Here is a 15733-nt window from a genome sequence, read left to right on the forward strand (position 1 = left end):
ATTCAGCAATTGACTTATAAGGTAAATAACAAAAAGCCTTAATATTCAAAATACTGGATAAACGGATGAATTTTACATAATGGTGTATAATTAATTTATATTACAAAATGGAGTGAGCCATGAGTGACTTTAAATCAAAGCTACCTGATCTCAAAGAGTTAGCTTCAATGACAAGCAAGTTATTTACAGATATTAAAAAAAGTGTTGGTGAAATCGTTCACAACTATAAAGAAAATAGAGCACAAGCAGAAGAAGCAGAACAAACAAAGGTGGACCCAGTTCAAGAGGTCAAACCTCAAAAACCTGTTGAGGAAAGTAAAGCGGCTCCCGAACCGGTTAAGCCTGCTGAGCCTATTGAAACCATTGAGACTATTGAAACCGTTGAAACTATTGAAGTGGTTGAACCTAAAAAATCAAAAACTGACGACACCAAAAAATAAATATTTTAATTGGTTATTTTGCAGTCCGGGTGAAGTACAGCAAAACTCGGAGTTTAGGTAATCGTATTCTATTTAAATGTCTGAATTACACTTTTTACTCGAAGAATATAATTCTTCAGAGGGTATATTTGAATCTTGGTGGCAAGCCATATTAAGCGTGAATTTAAATATGGCTTCTCGGGTATAGAGTTGAACGCTTACCAAACAAAATTCCACAGTTGCTTTAGATGAGTTCAAACCCGCTCTGGGCGGGTAAGTCCGTATTTGCGCATTTTTTCAACTAAAGTAGTACGTCTCATATTCAAGTAGCTTGCAGCATGGGCCACTACCCAATCTGATTCATTTAATGCTTGACTAATCAGTGCTAACTCAGTTTTTACCAAGTGTTCTTTTAAGTCTATGCCTTCTGCAGTGGAAATTTGCTCCTGATCCATCACCTCTAATAAAGCTTCTCGTTCCGAGTTGGATGTATCAGATTCTGCATAAAGGGGCTTGTATTCGCCACGGACTTTTTGTGGTAAATCTTCTCTACTCAAAATTCCTTTGGGAAACAAAATAGTGAGTCGTTCTACCAAATTAGCTAATTCTCTGATGTTACCTGGCCAACTGTACTGACTTAATACAGCCATCGCATCCGGCATTAAACGTACGCTGGGCCTGTTTTCGCTCTCAATGCGTGCAATCAATTCGTTAAATAATAAAGGAATATCCTCTGCCCGTTCTCTCAAAGGAGGCATTTCTATAGGAAATACATTAAGCCTATAAAATAAATCCTCCCTAAATTTCCCTTCTTTAATTGCTTCTTCCAAATTTCTATGTGTCGCAGCAATAATTCTTACATTGACATCAATGCTTTTATTGGCTCCCACTCGCTCAAAACAGCGTTCTTGCAGTACCCTTAATAATTTTACCTGCATAGGTAAAGGCATATCCCCTATTTCATCAAGAAATAAAGTTCCTCCGTTCGCTAATTCAAACCGTCCTTGTCGGGAAGTAATTGCACCAGTGAATGCGCCCTTCTCATGGCCAAACAATTCACTTTCAAGTAATTCTCCCGGAATAGCACCACAGTTAATTGGAATAAAAGGTTTCATAGCTCTTGATGATAATGCGTGGATATTACGTGCAACGACCTCTTTACCTGTTCCGGATTCCCCTAGGATTAAAACGCTGGCTTCAGTATCAGAAACTTGCTCTATTAATCGGCGAACATTGCGAATACTGGGACTATTACCTACAAGACTACGTAATAAAGGATTTTTATGATCACTAATCATAATGGATTTTACCGCTTCTTTAGCAATTTGACATTGATGCAAGGATTCCATAATTTGAGCATAAGAAAATGGGAATGGTTGACACGCAACAACATTACGTAAGAGACATTGGGTATTATTTAATTTTTGACCCACTACAATGATTGGAACTTTTGCAAACTTATTTACCAAAGAATCCAGCTCATTTATCGTTTCCTGAATGGATTCACTCGCACTTAGAAGAATAACGTCGGGACTTATATCAGCAAAGTACCACTCGCTATATTTACTGACTTCAGTAGATTCACCGATAAAATCCAGTATTGTGCGTAACTTGCCACAACGACTTTCATTATTATCAATGATAAGAACCTTGTCATTAATACTCATAAACTTATCCTTAAGTTCTATATACTTGCCATCATTTTTTCTCTCCCTTAAAGCGAGGAAAGACTTCAATAATTAATTTATCGATAACACACGATCAATTTAAAAGCATTACACTGATTCCCAAAACACAATTCCTGACTGCCAATTGTTTTAGTAGCACTTACCTGGGTTTCTTTCACGAAATACTTGGCCTGCATAAATCCCATGCGATTGCAGAAAGAATTGGCTGCCCGTGCACCGCAACCTTGTTTTTGGTCATAACACCAATCCACGCGATAATCATTAAAACGAGGAACGGCAAAACGTTTTTCCCGATAGTGATAAGGTTTTGGAGGGGTATGAGATAAGCCAGTAGCGCAAACAATAGTCATAAATCCGTTGCAGCGCCATCCCTTGCAGCTTTGGCTGGTTGATAGGTAATGGGTTAATCCTATATTGTAGGCTATTTCATTATCGCTGGAATAATCATAACCTAACATTTGGCAATAATGATCTGCTACGATTTTGCCACATTCCTTACCATCTGCAGTACAATAATCCAAACGCTCCCCTAGATAAGTGGGATGCCAAAAGTTTCGAAAAGCATTATTGTGCTTTTCACTTGTATTTGTTTGGCCTGAAAAGGAACAAAATAAAAAAACTAAAAACATAAAGTAACGAAAATTGATCATTAAAAACAATCCTTTAGCGATTATCAAATCATGTTAGCTTATGACGCTTATAGGCACAAGAGTAACATAAGGTAAATCACTATTGATTTATTAAATGTAGCACATCTAATCCCACTCATTTTTAAATAATGGTTATTTTTGATGATTAATCTGGTAAAATAACGACCATGAAAGTTTTTTTTATTTTTTTTTCAATACTACTTGTATTGCTCCCATATACAATGAGTAATAAAAACGTTGTTTCTAATCCTGTCACAGCTACAGTTACAGGATCTGCACATCAATGTTTACAAAAAACTCCTATTACTGCCTCTATTCGCTGTAATTTTAGCCAAGCGTATGTCATACCCACGGAATTGAATTTATCAAAAACCCATTCACTAATGGGTTTATTCTCTTTTTTTCTCTATCTTTCATCTCTATGCTCAGGATTTAAAACACGAATCTATAAGCCACCACGCTCATTTTCTAATAATTAACCCCTATTTTTAAATGCTTATACCGATGATTTTCTTGATCATTAGTCGGTTAGATTATTGGAGAATTTTATGAAAAATTTATTTAAAATCATTTTATTAGTTATGGTAATTTCTTATTGGCCTCCATCTATATGGGCTTCAACGGATAACGAAAATCATATTGAAAAGAATTATTTTCAATTTGTTATTCCTGAATATCATACAAATAGACAATCAGGGCAAACAGTGAATATTTATGTGCGCTATGCCTACAAGAAAAAATTACCAAACAATCAATATCCAGACTATCGGGTGTTACGTACGGCTGTTTTAAAGTATATGGAACCTACTGTGGAATTTCCTGCAGAAGTATTTTGGGAAATTCTTGCTACTGCCATGGGGAGAGATTTAATGAAAAACTACCCACTGGATGGTGTAAGTATTCAACTGGACGTTCTGGATAACCAAAATCCAAACAGTTTTGAACCAGGTGATCATGGACCTACATTTACTGTAGGCGACATAGAGCCTTTAGATGTACATCACTAACTGGATTATTAATTAAATGTAGCAGGTAAAGCATAGCATCCGGCACATAAAATTACCCCCTTGTAAATTTGTTCAAGGGCCATGTTTGAATTTTTGGTGGAAGGTCAGATTTGAGCTTAGGTTGGATGAACAAATACGCTGAGAAAGCGCAGCTTATCAGCGTATTTGTCATTCAAGATGAGCCAAATATGGCGTTCCAGGGACCCTAAATAGGATTATCACTATCGATAAATAGATGTTCTAACTCAAATTGAGAAGCTAGATGCTTACCTAAAGCCTGAATGCCATAACGCTCTGTTGCATGATGGCCGCAAGAATAATAATGAACTCCTAATTCCTTTGCTTGATAATAAGTTCGTTCTGATATTTCTCCACTTATATAAGCATCTACCCCTAAACGAAATGCATCCTCGATAAAGTCCTGTGCTCCTCCACTGCACCAGGCAATATGCGTAATCGGCTTTTCACTGCCTGCGATAGATAAAGGGGAGCGGTTTAATTTCTTTGTTAAATACTCAGTAAATTCTGCATGTTTCATCGTTTGAGCTAACTTTCCTGACCAAAGCAGATTGTCAGTACCACCCGCTCTATGCGAATGCACCATATCTACTTCAAATAATTTGGCCAGGCAGGCATTATTTCCAAGATCAGGATGACAATCCAAAGGAAGATGGTAGGCAAATAAATTTAAATTATTGCATAATAACTTATAAATTCGTTGCCGTTTCATACCTATAATCACTGGTGTTTCACCGCGCCAAAAGTAACCATGATGAACCAGCAAAGCATCGGCGTTCCATGCAATAGCCTGAGTAATTACGTCTTCAGATGCAGTGACTGCACTACAAATTCGGCTAATCTGTTCTTTGCCTTCAACCTGCATCCCGTTAGGGGCATAATCATTGTATCGTTCACAACCCAACAACTGATGCAGATATAAGGATAGTTCTTCTTTAGTAATCACCGGTCAGAAACTCGCTTGATGTCAGCACCTAATAAAGATAATTTTTCTTCTATGCGTTCATATCCTCTATCTACATGATAGATACGCTCAACCGAGGTTTCACCTTCTGCCACTAATCCAGCTAAAATTAAACTCGCCGAAGCACGTAAATCCGTTGCCATAACGGGTGCGCCGGTTAATTTCTCAACGCCATTAATTATTGCTGTATTTCCATTGAGTTGAATCTGCGCCCCCATACGTTGTAACTCCTGCACATGCATAAAACGATTTTCAAATATCGTTTCAACAATAGTTGAAGAACCAAATGCTACTGAGTTCATCGCCATAAATTGAGCCTGCATATCTGTTGCAAAAGCTGGGTACGGTGCTGTAGAAATATTTACTGCCTGGGGTCGTTGATTGTGCATATTAAGGCTAACCCAATCTTCCCCTATGGTTAATTCTGCACCTGCTTCTTCAAACTTACATAACTGTGATAACAAAGTATCAGGTCGTACTCGTTTTACAGTTACATGTCCTCGTGTTAAAGCCCCGGCAGCAAGATAAGTTCCCGCCTCAATTCGGTCAGACATTACAGAATAAGTCCCACCTGAAAGTGATTCAACGCCTTCAACCTCAATTATTGAAGTTCCAGCACCAGAAATCTTTGCTCCCATTTGAATTAGAAAATTGGCCAAATCAACCACTTCTGGCTCACGGGCTGCATTTTTAATAATTGTTGTCCCTTCAGCAAGAGTGGCTGCCATGAGAACATTTTCAGTACCCGTCACAGTGACTGTATCAAACATTAAACGCTTTCCTTGCAAACGCCCACGTTTACAACGGGCATTGATATAACCATTTTTGACTGTGATGTCAGCGCCCATAGTTTTCAATGCTTTTAAATGCAAGTCGACAGGTCTTGTCCCAATAGCACAACCTCCGGGTAAAGATACGTCTGCCTTACCAAATCGAGCAAGCAAAGGTCCCAAAACTAAAATCGAAGCACGCATGGTTTTAACTAAATCATAAGGAGCAACAAACTCATTTACTTGATTCGCATCAACCTGGACATTCATTTTCTCGTCAACAATTAATTGGGCACCTAACTGACCGAGTAACTCCATCATAGTGGTTATGTCTTTGAGATGGGGGACATTGGAAATGGTGACATGATCTCGTGCAAGTAAACTTGCAGCCATAATAGGTAAAGCAGCATTTTTTGCTCCTGAAATGACTACTTCGCCATTAAGTGCTTTACCACCATTTATTAATAATTTATCCATTTTGCGTTCCCCATTCTTCTTTTGTCCACGTCTTCATGCTAATTGCGTGAAGCTTACCAGTGGTAATCAATTCTTTCAGCTGCGCATAGACCCACTGCTGTCTGGCTACCTTGGGTTTATTTAAAAAGACATCACTTACTACAGTTATCTGATATTGATAACCATCCCCCTCCACTTTGATGTAAAAAACATCATCAATGGTTTTAAACTTTTGTTCTATTTCTTCATTACTTATCATTAAAATTAGCTCACAATTTGAAATAAATACAACTTTTGGCAACAAATACATTTAGGGTGAAAGCACAAGCATTTCCTAGGGTTTCTGTTATCCAAATAAAAAAAGAAAACCCGGGCTATGGCGCTCACCTTCACCCAGGCTACAATTTATAATCCTAAAAAAAAGTAACCACTCTCCAAAAACAGGAAATTTCTCTCAGAAATTACAAAAAAATTATACGGTCTCCAAAATACGTTTCACGCCACAAAATTCTGCTAAAGACTGCGTTGCATCAGGTATGCCAATGATTTCAAAAAGTTTATTATTTTTTTTACAGAGCTTTCTAGCCTCGATAAGCAATGCTAAACCTGCACTATCACAATGTTTCACATCACTTAGATCCAGACTAAAGCGATCACTTTTATCTTCCATCAAAGCCTGATAGAGCTTTGCCCGTACAGCAACAACTGACTTAAATGTAAGGTCAATACCCGGTTTAAAACAAGTGTTACTCACCATTAGGAAGCCCTTTTAAGTTGCTTTTTTTCCATTAACTTGATGACATCGTCAATACTGGAGTTTTGTAAGGCTGCTGCAAACTGCGACCGGAAACTTTGCAACAAGCTCACTCCCTCAACGCTGATATCATAAATCTTCCACTGACCATTTTTGGCAACGAGGCTATAAGACAACGGAATATTTTGACCTTCGGCACGAACAATAATGCTGTTAACTCGCAAAAATCGAGAATTCAGAGAGCCTCTTAAAGGTAAAAATTGTATGCTTTCATTAGTGTATTGTGCCAAGGGACTAGAATAAGTACGAATCACCAAACGTGTAAACGCTTTGGAAAATTGCGCTCTTTGTGAATTGGTTGCTTTACTCCATGCCTGTCTTCCCAGAACAGAACGTGACATACCTGCTACATCAACAATCGGAAGCAAATTTGCTTCTACAGCCTGATAGATAATATTAGGATTACTTTTTAAATTGGCTTTATTTTCTTTTAGGGTAGCAATGATATTATTGGCAGTTTGCTCCAGCATAGGTATGGGAGAGTTTTGTGACGCATTCATCATTGGAGATAAAATCACACTGACAACTAATAAAATTGTTTTTATTATTCTCATGTTCTGACCTTATTTTTTAATGTTAAACAATAGTTGACCAATTAAGTTTTCAAGTATAATTGCTTCTTGAGTCTTTCCAATCACATCCCCATTTCGTAAATAAGGATGGTCTTTATTATCATCATCCTCCTCAAAACCCGGGACAATACTAATATAATTGGAACCAAGCAACCCTTCTGTCAAAATCCGCGCTGAAGCATCTTCATAAGGTATTTTCTTATCACTACGCAAGCGCATAGTTACCTTTGCATTAAGTTCTCCCGGCTGCAGATCAATATGAGTTACCTCTCCAATTCTAACCCCCGCCACAGTAACAGGCGCCCGCACTTTCAATCCACCAATATCGGTAAAATCAGCAGTTACCTCATAACTGTCATGAGACATAAGACCAGAAAAACTACTCACTTTCATTGTCATGACCAACAAAGCCAATATACCAAGCAACATAAATAGGCCGACACTAAAATCTACGTAACGTTGCTTACTCATTTACCAATCTCCAATCATCATTGCGGTCAACAAAAAATCCAGTCCTAATACAGCAAGCGATGAATAAACTACTGTTTTAGTCGTCGCCTGACTAATACCTTCTGCAGTAGGCACACATTCAAAACCCTGGAATACAGAAATCCAGGTTACAACAAAAGCAAAAACTAAACTTTTAATGATACCACTGAGTACATCAATACGGAAATCCACTGCTGCTTGCATATTGGACCAAAAACTTCCCGCATCCACGCCTAACCAGTGAACACCGATAAAATACCCCCCAAAAATAGCTACAGCAGAAAAAATTAATGCTAAAAAGGGTAAGGTAATAAAACCTGCTATAAAACGAGGATAAATAACCCTGCCTAAAGGGTCAACACCCATCATATCCATACTGGATAACTGTTCTGTTGCTTTCATTAAACCAATTTCAGCGGTTAAAGCTGAGCCTGCACGCCCAGCAAACAATAAGGCACTGATTACTGGTCCGAGCTCTCTTGAGATACTTAAGGCTAATAATTGACCTAATTGACTTGATGCACCAAATTTTTGCAAAGTATTATAACCCTGCAAACCAACAACCATACCAATAAATAAAGCAGAAACAACTATAATCAAACACGACAAAACACCAACAAAATGGATTTGATAGCGCAGCAAAGGCCAGAGCTTTGGAATGCCTGGTCGTCTAAACAACATGAAGAATAGAAATAACCCGGAATTCCCCAGGTTTTGCAAAACCCGTGAACTACGGCTACCGATACGCGTGATGAACTCAAGCATCTAATAGCTCCTCTATATACGATCTGGCTGGATAGTGAAAAGGAACAACTCCATCAGCCTCTCCATGCATAAACTGTTTGACCTGGGGTTCAGATGATTGAATTAGCTCCTTGGGAGTCCCTTGTCCTATGATGTTGCCGCCGGAAATAAGGTAAACATAATCTGCTATAGAACAGGTTTCTTCGACATCATGTGAGACAATAATTGTTGTTGTATGCAATAACTCATTTAACCTTTTGATTAAACGAACTAAAACACCTAGTGAAATCGGATCCTGTCCTGTAAATGGTTCATCGTACATCATAAGTTCTGGATCCAGTGCTATGGTACGCGCTAAAGCAACTCGTCTGGCCATTCCGCCTGACAACTGAGCAGGCATCAAAGAGGCAGCTCCCCGCAACCCAACTGCTTCAAGTTTCATCAATACGATGTCACGCAACATCGATTCATTTAATTGAGTATGTTCTCGCAAAGGGAAAGCCACATTATCAAACACAGAAAGATGAGTAAATAAAGCAGAACTTTGAAAAAGCAAGCCCATATTCCGCCTTGCTTCATACAATGCCCTGCGGGATAATAGATGCATGTTTTGACCATTGACATGGACAAAACCACTATCAGGTCTTAGTTGAGCACCAATTAGCTGCAATAAGGTAGTCTTTCCAGACCCACTAGGCCCCATAATTGCGGTAATCTTACCTCGCTTAACTACCATATCGATGCCATTAAAAATGCGCCGGCTTTCACGAGTAAAGACTAAATTTTTAATTTCAACCCAATTTTCAGGCATGCTTTCTTTTCCGGTTATAGCCAAAAGTAGAAGTATACCCAAGATACTTCAAAATGCTAGGTTTTAGACGACTTGATTTTTTCGTTCAGGAAGCTTTTTAAAGAGGAATAATAGCCTATTCTATTATGAATCTTTAAAAAGTTTCCTGCCGGAAAAAGCAATAGGGCTAAAAATAGCATTTTGAAGCATCTTGGGTATCCATCCTGGATCGAAAAAAATGAGGTGTTTAATCCTATTTATTCAAATGTTTTTTTGTTAGAATGAAAAATAAACAAAAAACATCCAATAGCCTATGAATTTCTGTACACTTGGACTTGCTGTTATTGAAACTGAAGCACAAGCTGTCTTTGAATTAACCCAGCGAATCGATAGCCGATTTGAAAAAGCCTGTGAATTGCTGCTTGCCTGTAAAGGAAGGATCGTCGTAACGGGCATGGGAAAATCAGGTCATATAGCGAACAAAATTGCCGCTACCTTATCAAGTACCGGCAGCCCCTCATTTTTTATGCATCCAGGTGAAGCAAGCCATGGGGATCTGGGAATGATTACCCGACAGGATACCGTAATTGCTATTTCTCACTCGGGCAACACATTAGAGTTAGTCACTTTACTTCCTTTATTAAAGCGACTGGAAGTTCCTCTGATTACCTTAACTGGAAACGCTGAGTCGACTTTAGCGAAAGCAGCAGATGTTAATTTAGATGTCAGTATCAAACAGGAAGCATGTCCACTTGGTCTTGCGCCAACAACCAGTACTACCGTTGCCTTGGTTATGGGTGATGCACTGGCGATTGCACTTTTGCAGGCTAGAGGATTTAGTGAGGAAGACTTCGCTTTGTCGCATCCTGGAGGATCTTTGGGTAAACGACTTTTACTGCGCATTGATGCCCTCTGTCATGAAGGAGCACAACTCCCTCTTGTACATGAAAATGCAACAGTGAGTGAAGCACTCATTGAAGTAACGGATAAAAAATTAGGTATGACCTGCGTTATCGATCATAAAGGGTATCTTGTTGGAGTCTATACAGATGGAGATATACGACGGACTCTGACACGCCAGTATGATATTAATACGACCCCGATAAAAGAAGTCATGACGCGTAATGCCCGTACAATTCCTAAGGGACTACTTGCTGCCGAAGCTTTAGCTATTATGCAAAAACACAGTATTACTTCATTAATTGTCATCGATGAAGAAAAACGTCCGGAAGCTGTTCTTCATCTCCATGACTTATTAAAAGCAGGTGTTTTTTAAATGAATCAATTAATTGAACGAGCCAAAAATATCAAATGCCTTATCTGTGATTTGGATGGGGTTCTTACTGATGGCCTCTTGTATATTGATAATCATTTTAATGAATTGAAAACATTCCATATTCACGATGGAGTAGGTTTAAAATTACTTATGACTGCTGGAATTGAAGTAGCCGTTATTACGGGGTCGCGCAACGCTGTAGTGGATCACAGGATGCACCAATTAGGGATTATCCATTATTATAAAGATCAATTGGATAAACAAGAGACATACAATCAGCTGAAAAATAAATTAAATCTTCAGGATGAGCATTTTGCTTATATTGGCGATGATATTCCTGATGCTCCAATTATGCAGCAAGTCGGCCTTAGCGTTGCAGTTGCCAATGCAGTGTACCAAATTAAAGAGATTGCCATGTGGCAAACGTCTCTACCAGGTGGTCGTGGAGCAGTACGCGAATTATGCGACCTTATTCTTAATGCACAAAATAAGATGGATTTGGCTATAGCAGGTTATCTAAAATAATGAATGCAACAAAACAATTCATGTGGCTTTTTTTTACTTTAATACTCCTGGCTTGTTCAGGATGGTATTACAGTCACTCAAAAACATTAATCCGTCTGGATAGCGAAACCTTGGCGAATTCAGTAGATACTACGATTTCTAACGTTATAGTGCGTCAGTTTAATCAACAAGGACTGCTTGCCAATCAACTCACCTCCCCCTTCATGCAACATATTCAAAAAGATAATGTCTATTTATTTCAAAATCCGCATATTGTAGTAAGTCAGGAAGAGCAAGCACCGTGGGATATTAGCTCAATAAAAGCCAAATCGTTTGAAGGTGGAAAACAAATTACCTTTACAGGTAATGTTGTTGTGCACCAAAAAAAGGGAAATAATTCACAAGAAAGTACATTAAAAACAGAGGAAGTAACCTACTACCCTAAGGAAAAGAAAGCAAGTTCCGATGTGCTTGTTACATACGAACAACCAGGTAATATTATTCAATCGACTGGAATGAATGCTTATCTCGATGAAAAAAGAGTAGAGTTACTACACCAGGCAAGAGGAAGTTATGTTCCAGCGAATGGCTAACTACAGTTTGTTCTTTCTTTTAATGTTCTCTTCTTTTGCATACGCACTTACAGAAGATAAAGAAAAAGTAATGCATGTAATGGCCGACTCAGCTGATCTCAGTCAGCAGGAGCATAAAGGGATTTATACTGGCAATGTTGAATTGGTACAAGGGACAACAAATCTGCAAGCCTCTAAAGCAGTGACTCTAGGGAATAAAAAAAATCAACTTGAGGTTGCTATAGCCACTGGAACTTCTGAGAAACAAGCACATTATTGGACAATAACCGACCCCAACAAACCTCCAGTACATGCCTATGCTGACACCATTCGTTATTATCCACTGCGCCATTTAATTGAATTAATAGGAAATGCTCGAGTAGAACAAGGAGAAAACTCTTTTTCTGCTGCAAAAATAAGCTATGATACCGAAAAACAACATGTTCTGTCTCAAGGTAATGGCAGTAAACGGATTACTATTATTTATCATCCAGAAAAGAAACCATCATGAGCATCCTGGAAGCGCGAAATCTAAAAAAATCGTTTAAATCGCGAACTGTGGTTAATGGCATCAGCATCCATATTAAAAAAGGTGAATGTGTTGGCCTATTAGGACCTAATGGAGCAGGAAAAACAACTTGTTTTTATATGATAGTTGGTTTGCAATCATGCGATGAGGGTCAAATTTTCCTGTCCCATCAGGATATAACAACATATGCCATGCATCAAAGGGCACGCTTAGGGATCAGCTATCTTCCCCAAGAAGCTTCTGTTTTTCGTAAACTCAGTGTGGCAGAGAATATTATGGCCATCCTAGAACTTAGGCCTGATTTAAATGAGCAGGCCCGAGAAGAAAAACTGGATCTGTTGCTGCAAGAATTTCATATTTCACATCTTTATAAAAGTCTAGGTATGTCCTTATCCGGGGGAGAACGACGACGTGTTGAGATTGCAAGGGCCCTTGCAATAGAGCCATCTTTTATACTTCTTGATGAACCTTTTGCTGGGGTCGATCCTATTTCGGTCATTGATATCAAAAAAATCATCCAACATTTATGTAATAAAGGCATTGGCGTTTTAATTACCGATCATAATGTAAGAGAAACCCTGGATATATGCGAACGGGCTTATATTGTCAGCCAAGGAAAAATATTGTGCGAAGGAACCCCAAACATTATACTGGCCAATCAACAGGTTAGAGCTGTTTATTTAGGTGAGGAGTTCACTTTATAAAATAAAATTGAAGGTTGGGTACCTTGTGTAGCCTGGGTGCAGCGCAGCGAAACCCGGGTTTAACTCACTCTAATCCATGATCCCGGGTTTCGCTGCGCTGCACCCAGGCTACACTCATCAACTAATATTTTGTTTTTAACATGCTGCTTATTATCGACAATTACGACTCATTTACCTACAATCTGGTACAATATTTCCAATGCCTCAATCAGGAAGTATGTGTTTACACCCATGATCAAATCAGTGTCAACCAAATAAAAAAACTTGCTCCTAAATACTTGGTCATCTCCCCAGGGCCAAAAGCTCCTGATGATGCAGGTATTTCTATGGAGGCAATTCGTTCGTTTTATCGTACCATTCCTATATTAGGTGTTTGTCTTGGACACCAAAGTATTGCCCAAGTCTTTGGGGGACGAATAATTCCTGCCCCGGAAATCATGCATGGAAAAACGTCAATCATAGAACATAATCAACAAGGAATTTTTAAAAATATTCCAAATTATTTCAAAGCAACCCGTTATCATTCCTTGGCAGTAGATAAAAACGCTCTTCCAGAATGTTTTTCTATCGATGCATGGGTATATGATACAATTATGGCAATTTCGCATCGTCATTATCCTGTTTTTGGTCTACAATTCCATCCAGAAGCAATATTAAGCCAATATGGACTGCAATTATTAGAGAATTTCTTAAAATATGAAACCCAATCTTTTATTTGAGCATCTCATCGCGAAAAAAAATTTAAATCCAGAACAAATGCAAGCTGTCATTCATGCTTGTATGTCAGGCCAATATAATGACGTGCAAATCGCGACTTTTTTAGCGCTCATGCGTATGAAAGGTGAAACAACCGATGAATTAATTGCTGCTGCGGAAGTAATGCAACACCTGGCCCATCCGATAGAATTAGGTACTAACTTAATTGATATGGTAGGGACAGGCGGAGACGGTAAAAATACATTTAATGTCTCAACGGCGTGTAGTTTTGTAGTAGCTGCCGCAGGATACCCAGTAGCGAAACATGGCAATCGTTCTGTCTCAAGTCGTAGCGGTAGCGCTGACTTATTAGAACAAGCAGGCTTTATACTAAACCTATCTGATCAGCAAATAAAAAAGTGCATTCAACAATGTGGCTTGGCATTTTTATTTGCCCCCCATTATCATCCAGCGATGCAACATGCACGAACAGCGCGGCAACAACTCGGCATTCGGACCTTGTTCAATCTACTTGGCCCATTAATTAATCCTGCTCGAGTAAAAAAGCAAGTTGTTGGTGTATTTTCAACGGCTTGGCAAAAACCATTAGCTGCAGTTCTTGCTCATTTAGGAAGCGAAAGAGCCTTAGTAGTAAGTTCCCAAGATGGCTTAGATGAAGTCAGTGTAGTCGCGCCTACAGACGTCATTGAGTATCGAGAAGGAGCTTTTAATCACTGGATAATTGACCCAGAAGACTATAACATCAAGCATCACTCGTTAAATGAAGTGATTGTTGATTCACCAGCCCAAAGTTTAGAATTGATTCAAGCAGTGTTTTCTGGAAAACATGGTGCAGCGCGTGATATGGTTTTATTGAATTCCGCAGCAGCAATTTATTGCGCTCACGGAGCGATTTCTTTTGTACACGCATTAGAGCAGGCCAAAATCGTTATAGATAACGGTAAAGCCAACCATTGTTTTACTCAACTTAATCAACTAACCCAAACTTTAAATAAAGAATCGCATCATGAATAGTATGTTACAACGTATCGCCCAACGTAAGCAGGAAGAAGTTGCTCTTGCAAAGAAAAATAAACCCATAAATGTATTGGCACAACAACCCATTATGGAGCGACGTGACTTTGTTGCCGCTCTGCAACCTAAGGAAACTCCAGCAATTATTGCAGAAATTAAACGAGCCTCTCCAAGCAAAGGATTGATTCGAGAAGATTTTAATGTGAACGAGATTGCTACAATTTATGGGAAACATGGTGCACGCTGCCTTTCAGTCCTTACTGATGTAGATTTTTTTCAAGGGCATCCTGAGTATATAGCCCAAGCAAAATCACATTGTAAATTACCTGTACTACGGAAAGATTTTATTCTTGACTCTTATCAAATTTATGAAAGCTTAGCATTAAGCGCAGACTGTATCTTACTTATTGTCGCATTACTTGATGATGTTCAGCTGGCAGATTTCTGCCAATTAGCACACGAGCTAGACATGACGGTGCTTGTGGAAAGCCATAGCGAAGAAGAGCTGGATCGCGCGTTACGGTTACCCACTCCTTTAATCGGCATTAATAATCGCAGTCTTCATACTTTTAAGACCGACATTCAACTCAGTATCCAGTTAAAACAATATATCCCCCAAGATAAAATAATCATCACTGAAAGTGGTATTAATACCCATTCAGATATAAATTTAATGCAATCTCATGGAATTAATACTTTTCTCATTGGAGAAAGTCTAATGAGAGCTAAAGATATAGGAGAAGCTCTAGATCAGCTTATAAAAGGGGACTAATAGAGCAGCGTGAGTGCGCTGTAGTGTTTTGCAGCCTGGGTGAAGACGTAAGCAGTAACCCCCAGGTTGACACTTTCACGGGTTACGCTACGCTTCACCCAGGGCTACTTAATTATTCCCAATTTGGCTCAGAAGGTTGTGAGGGCTCAGGCTCCGGAGAACCAGGATTATCAGGCTCATACGGCTCTGGTTCTGTTGGATATTCGTCAGGCTCATCAGGATATTCATAAGGGTCTGGTATTTCGTCTCCGTTTTTCAAAATAA

General features: G+C 38.9%; 21 protein-coding genes. 10 read left to right on the top strand and 11 right to left on the bottom strand.

Features of this window, described 5'->3' with window-relative positions:
• Positions 1-119 precede the first annotated feature (119 nt).
• On the top strand, positions 120-440 hold the full coding sequence (locus LXO92_RS13545) for a hypothetical protein (protein WP_182350075.1): 321 nt from the start codon (positions 120-122) through the stop codon (positions 438-440).
• A 233-nt stretch (positions 441-673) separates the two neighbouring features.
• Here LXO92_RS13545 and LXO92_RS13550 read toward each other — a convergent pair whose 3' ends face one another.
• Together LXO92_RS13550 and LXO92_RS13555 are read right to left on the bottom strand one after the other, a co-directional pair.
• Complete coding sequence (locus LXO92_RS13550) at positions 674-2086, bottom strand: sigma-54 dependent transcriptional regulator (RefSeq protein ID WP_232891168.1); 1413 nt, start codon at positions 2084-2086, stop codon at positions 674-676.
• 77 nt (positions 2087-2163) lie between these two features.
• Positions 2164-2757, bottom strand: coding sequence for a hypothetical protein (locus LXO92_RS13555; RefSeq protein WP_182350077.1), 594 nt, complete (start codon positions 2755-2757; stop codon positions 2164-2166).
• Positions 2758-3305: 548 nt separating this feature from the next.
• On the opposite strand from LXO92_RS13555, the gene LXO92_RS13560 reads away from it, so the two are divergent.
• Positions 3306-3764, top strand: a complete 459-nt coding sequence (locus LXO92_RS13560) for a hypothetical protein (RefSeq protein WP_182350078.1) — start codon at positions 3306-3308, stop codon at positions 3762-3764.
• Between the two features lie 205 nt (positions 3765-3969).
• On the opposite strand, the gene LXO92_RS13565 is transcribed toward LXO92_RS13560, so the two are convergent.
• From LXO92_RS13565 to LXO92_RS13600, 8 genes are all read right to left on the bottom strand, one after another.
• Positions 3970-4728 (bottom strand): Nif3-like dinuclear metal center hexameric protein, encoded by a 759-nt coding sequence (locus tag LXO92_RS13565; protein ID WP_182350079.1) that lies wholly within the window; start codon positions 4726-4728, stop codon positions 3970-3972.
• Positions 4725-5993, bottom strand: a complete 1269-nt coding sequence (murA, locus tag LXO92_RS13570) for a UDP-N-acetylglucosamine 1-carboxyvinyltransferase (RefSeq protein ID WP_182350080.1) — start codon at positions 5991-5993, stop codon at positions 4725-4727. The genes LXO92_RS13565 and murA overlap by 4 nt, the downstream gene beginning before the upstream one ends.
• Positions 5986-6231: a BolA family protein gene (locus tag LXO92_RS13575; protein WP_182350081.1), complete on the bottom strand. Its 246-nt coding sequence runs from the start codon at positions 6229-6231 to the stop codon at positions 5986-5988. Before LXO92_RS13575 ends, murA begins: the two co-directional genes overlap by 8 nt.
• 213 nt (positions 6232-6444) lie before the next feature.
• The gene (locus tag LXO92_RS13580; RefSeq protein ID WP_182350082.1) at positions 6445-6729 is read right to left on the bottom strand and encodes an STAS domain-containing protein; all 285 of its coding nucleotides are present in this window, start codon (positions 6727-6729) and stop codon (positions 6445-6447) included.
• On the bottom strand, positions 6729-7340 hold the full coding sequence (locus LXO92_RS13585; RefSeq protein ID WP_182350083.1) for an MlaC/ttg2D family ABC transporter substrate-binding protein: 612 nt from the start codon (positions 7338-7340) through the stop codon (positions 6729-6731). The genes LXO92_RS13580 and LXO92_RS13585 overlap by 1 nt, the downstream gene beginning before the upstream one ends.
• A gap of 9 nt (positions 7341-7349) precedes the next feature.
• Entirely contained in the window at positions 7350-7829 is a 480-nt protein-coding gene (gene mlaD / locus LXO92_RS13590) for an outer membrane lipid asymmetry maintenance protein MlaD (protein ID WP_182350084.1), read from the bottom strand.
• Positions 7830-8612 carry a lipid asymmetry maintenance ABC transporter permease subunit MlaE gene (mlaE, locus tag LXO92_RS13595; protein ID WP_182350085.1) on the bottom strand — a complete coding sequence of 261 codons (783 nt, stop codon included), beginning with the start codon at positions 8610-8612 and terminating at the stop codon, positions 7830-7832. It lies immediately after the preceding gene.
• Entirely contained in the window at positions 8605-9402 is a 798-nt protein-coding gene (locus tag LXO92_RS13600; protein ID WP_182350086.1) for an ATP-binding cassette domain-containing protein, read from the bottom strand. The genes mlaE and LXO92_RS13600 overlap by 8 nt, the downstream gene beginning before the upstream one ends.
• 292 nt (positions 9403-9694) lie before the next feature.
• Here LXO92_RS13600 and LXO92_RS13605 point away from each other — a divergent pair, with 292 nt between their 5' ends.
• From LXO92_RS13605 to trpC, 8 genes are all read left to right on the top strand, one after another.
• Positions 9695-10657, top strand: coding sequence for a KpsF/GutQ family sugar-phosphate isomerase (locus LXO92_RS13605; RefSeq protein ID WP_182350087.1), 963 nt, complete (start codon positions 9695-9697; stop codon positions 10655-10657).
• Positions 10658-11182, top strand: coding sequence for a 3-deoxy-manno-octulosonate-8-phosphatase KdsC (gene kdsC, locus LXO92_RS13610; RefSeq protein ID WP_182350088.1), 525 nt, complete (start codon positions 10658-10660; stop codon positions 11180-11182).
• A complete protein-coding gene (gene lptC / locus LXO92_RS13615) occupies positions 11182-11754 on the top strand; it encodes an LPS export ABC transporter periplasmic protein LptC (RefSeq protein WP_182350089.1) in 573 nt (190 codons plus the stop codon). Before kdsC ends, lptC begins: the two co-directional genes overlap by 1 nt.
• A complete protein-coding gene (gene lptA / locus LXO92_RS13620) occupies positions 11735-12244 on the top strand; it encodes a lipopolysaccharide transport periplasmic protein LptA (protein ID WP_232891169.1) in 510 nt (169 codons plus the stop codon). Before lptC ends, lptA begins: the two co-directional genes overlap by 20 nt.
• Positions 12241-12966 (top strand): LPS export ABC transporter ATP-binding protein, encoded by a 726-nt coding sequence (lptB, locus tag LXO92_RS13625; RefSeq protein WP_182350091.1) that lies wholly within the window; start codon positions 12241-12243, stop codon positions 12964-12966. The genes lptA and lptB overlap by 4 nt, the downstream gene beginning before the upstream one ends.
• A 140-nt stretch (positions 12967-13106) precedes the next feature.
• Positions 13107-13685 (top strand): anthranilate synthase component II, encoded by a 579-nt coding sequence (locus LXO92_RS13630; RefSeq protein ID WP_182350092.1) that lies wholly within the window; start codon positions 13107-13109, stop codon positions 13683-13685.
• Complete coding sequence (gene trpD / locus LXO92_RS13635) at positions 13663-14697, top strand: anthranilate phosphoribosyltransferase (protein ID WP_232891170.1); 1035 nt, start codon at positions 13663-13665, stop codon at positions 14695-14697. Before LXO92_RS13630 ends, trpD begins: the two co-directional genes overlap by 23 nt.
• A complete protein-coding gene (trpC, locus tag LXO92_RS13640; protein ID WP_232891171.1) occupies positions 14690-15469 on the top strand; it encodes an indole-3-glycerol phosphate synthase TrpC in 780 nt (259 codons plus the stop codon). Before trpD ends, trpC begins: the two co-directional genes overlap by 8 nt.
• A gap of 112 nt (positions 15470-15581) precedes the next feature.
• On the opposite strand, the gene LXO92_RS13645 is transcribed toward trpC, so the two are convergent.
• Complete coding sequence (locus LXO92_RS13645; RefSeq protein WP_182350095.1) at positions 15582-15728, bottom strand: hypothetical protein; 147 nt, start codon at positions 15726-15728, stop codon at positions 15582-15584.
• Positions 15729-15733 lie beyond the last annotated feature (5 nt).

Source organism: Legionella resiliens, assembly GCF_021344005.1.
Taxonomy (GTDB): domain Bacteria; phylum Pseudomonadota; class Gammaproteobacteria; order Legionellales; family Legionellaceae; genus Legionella; species Legionella resiliens.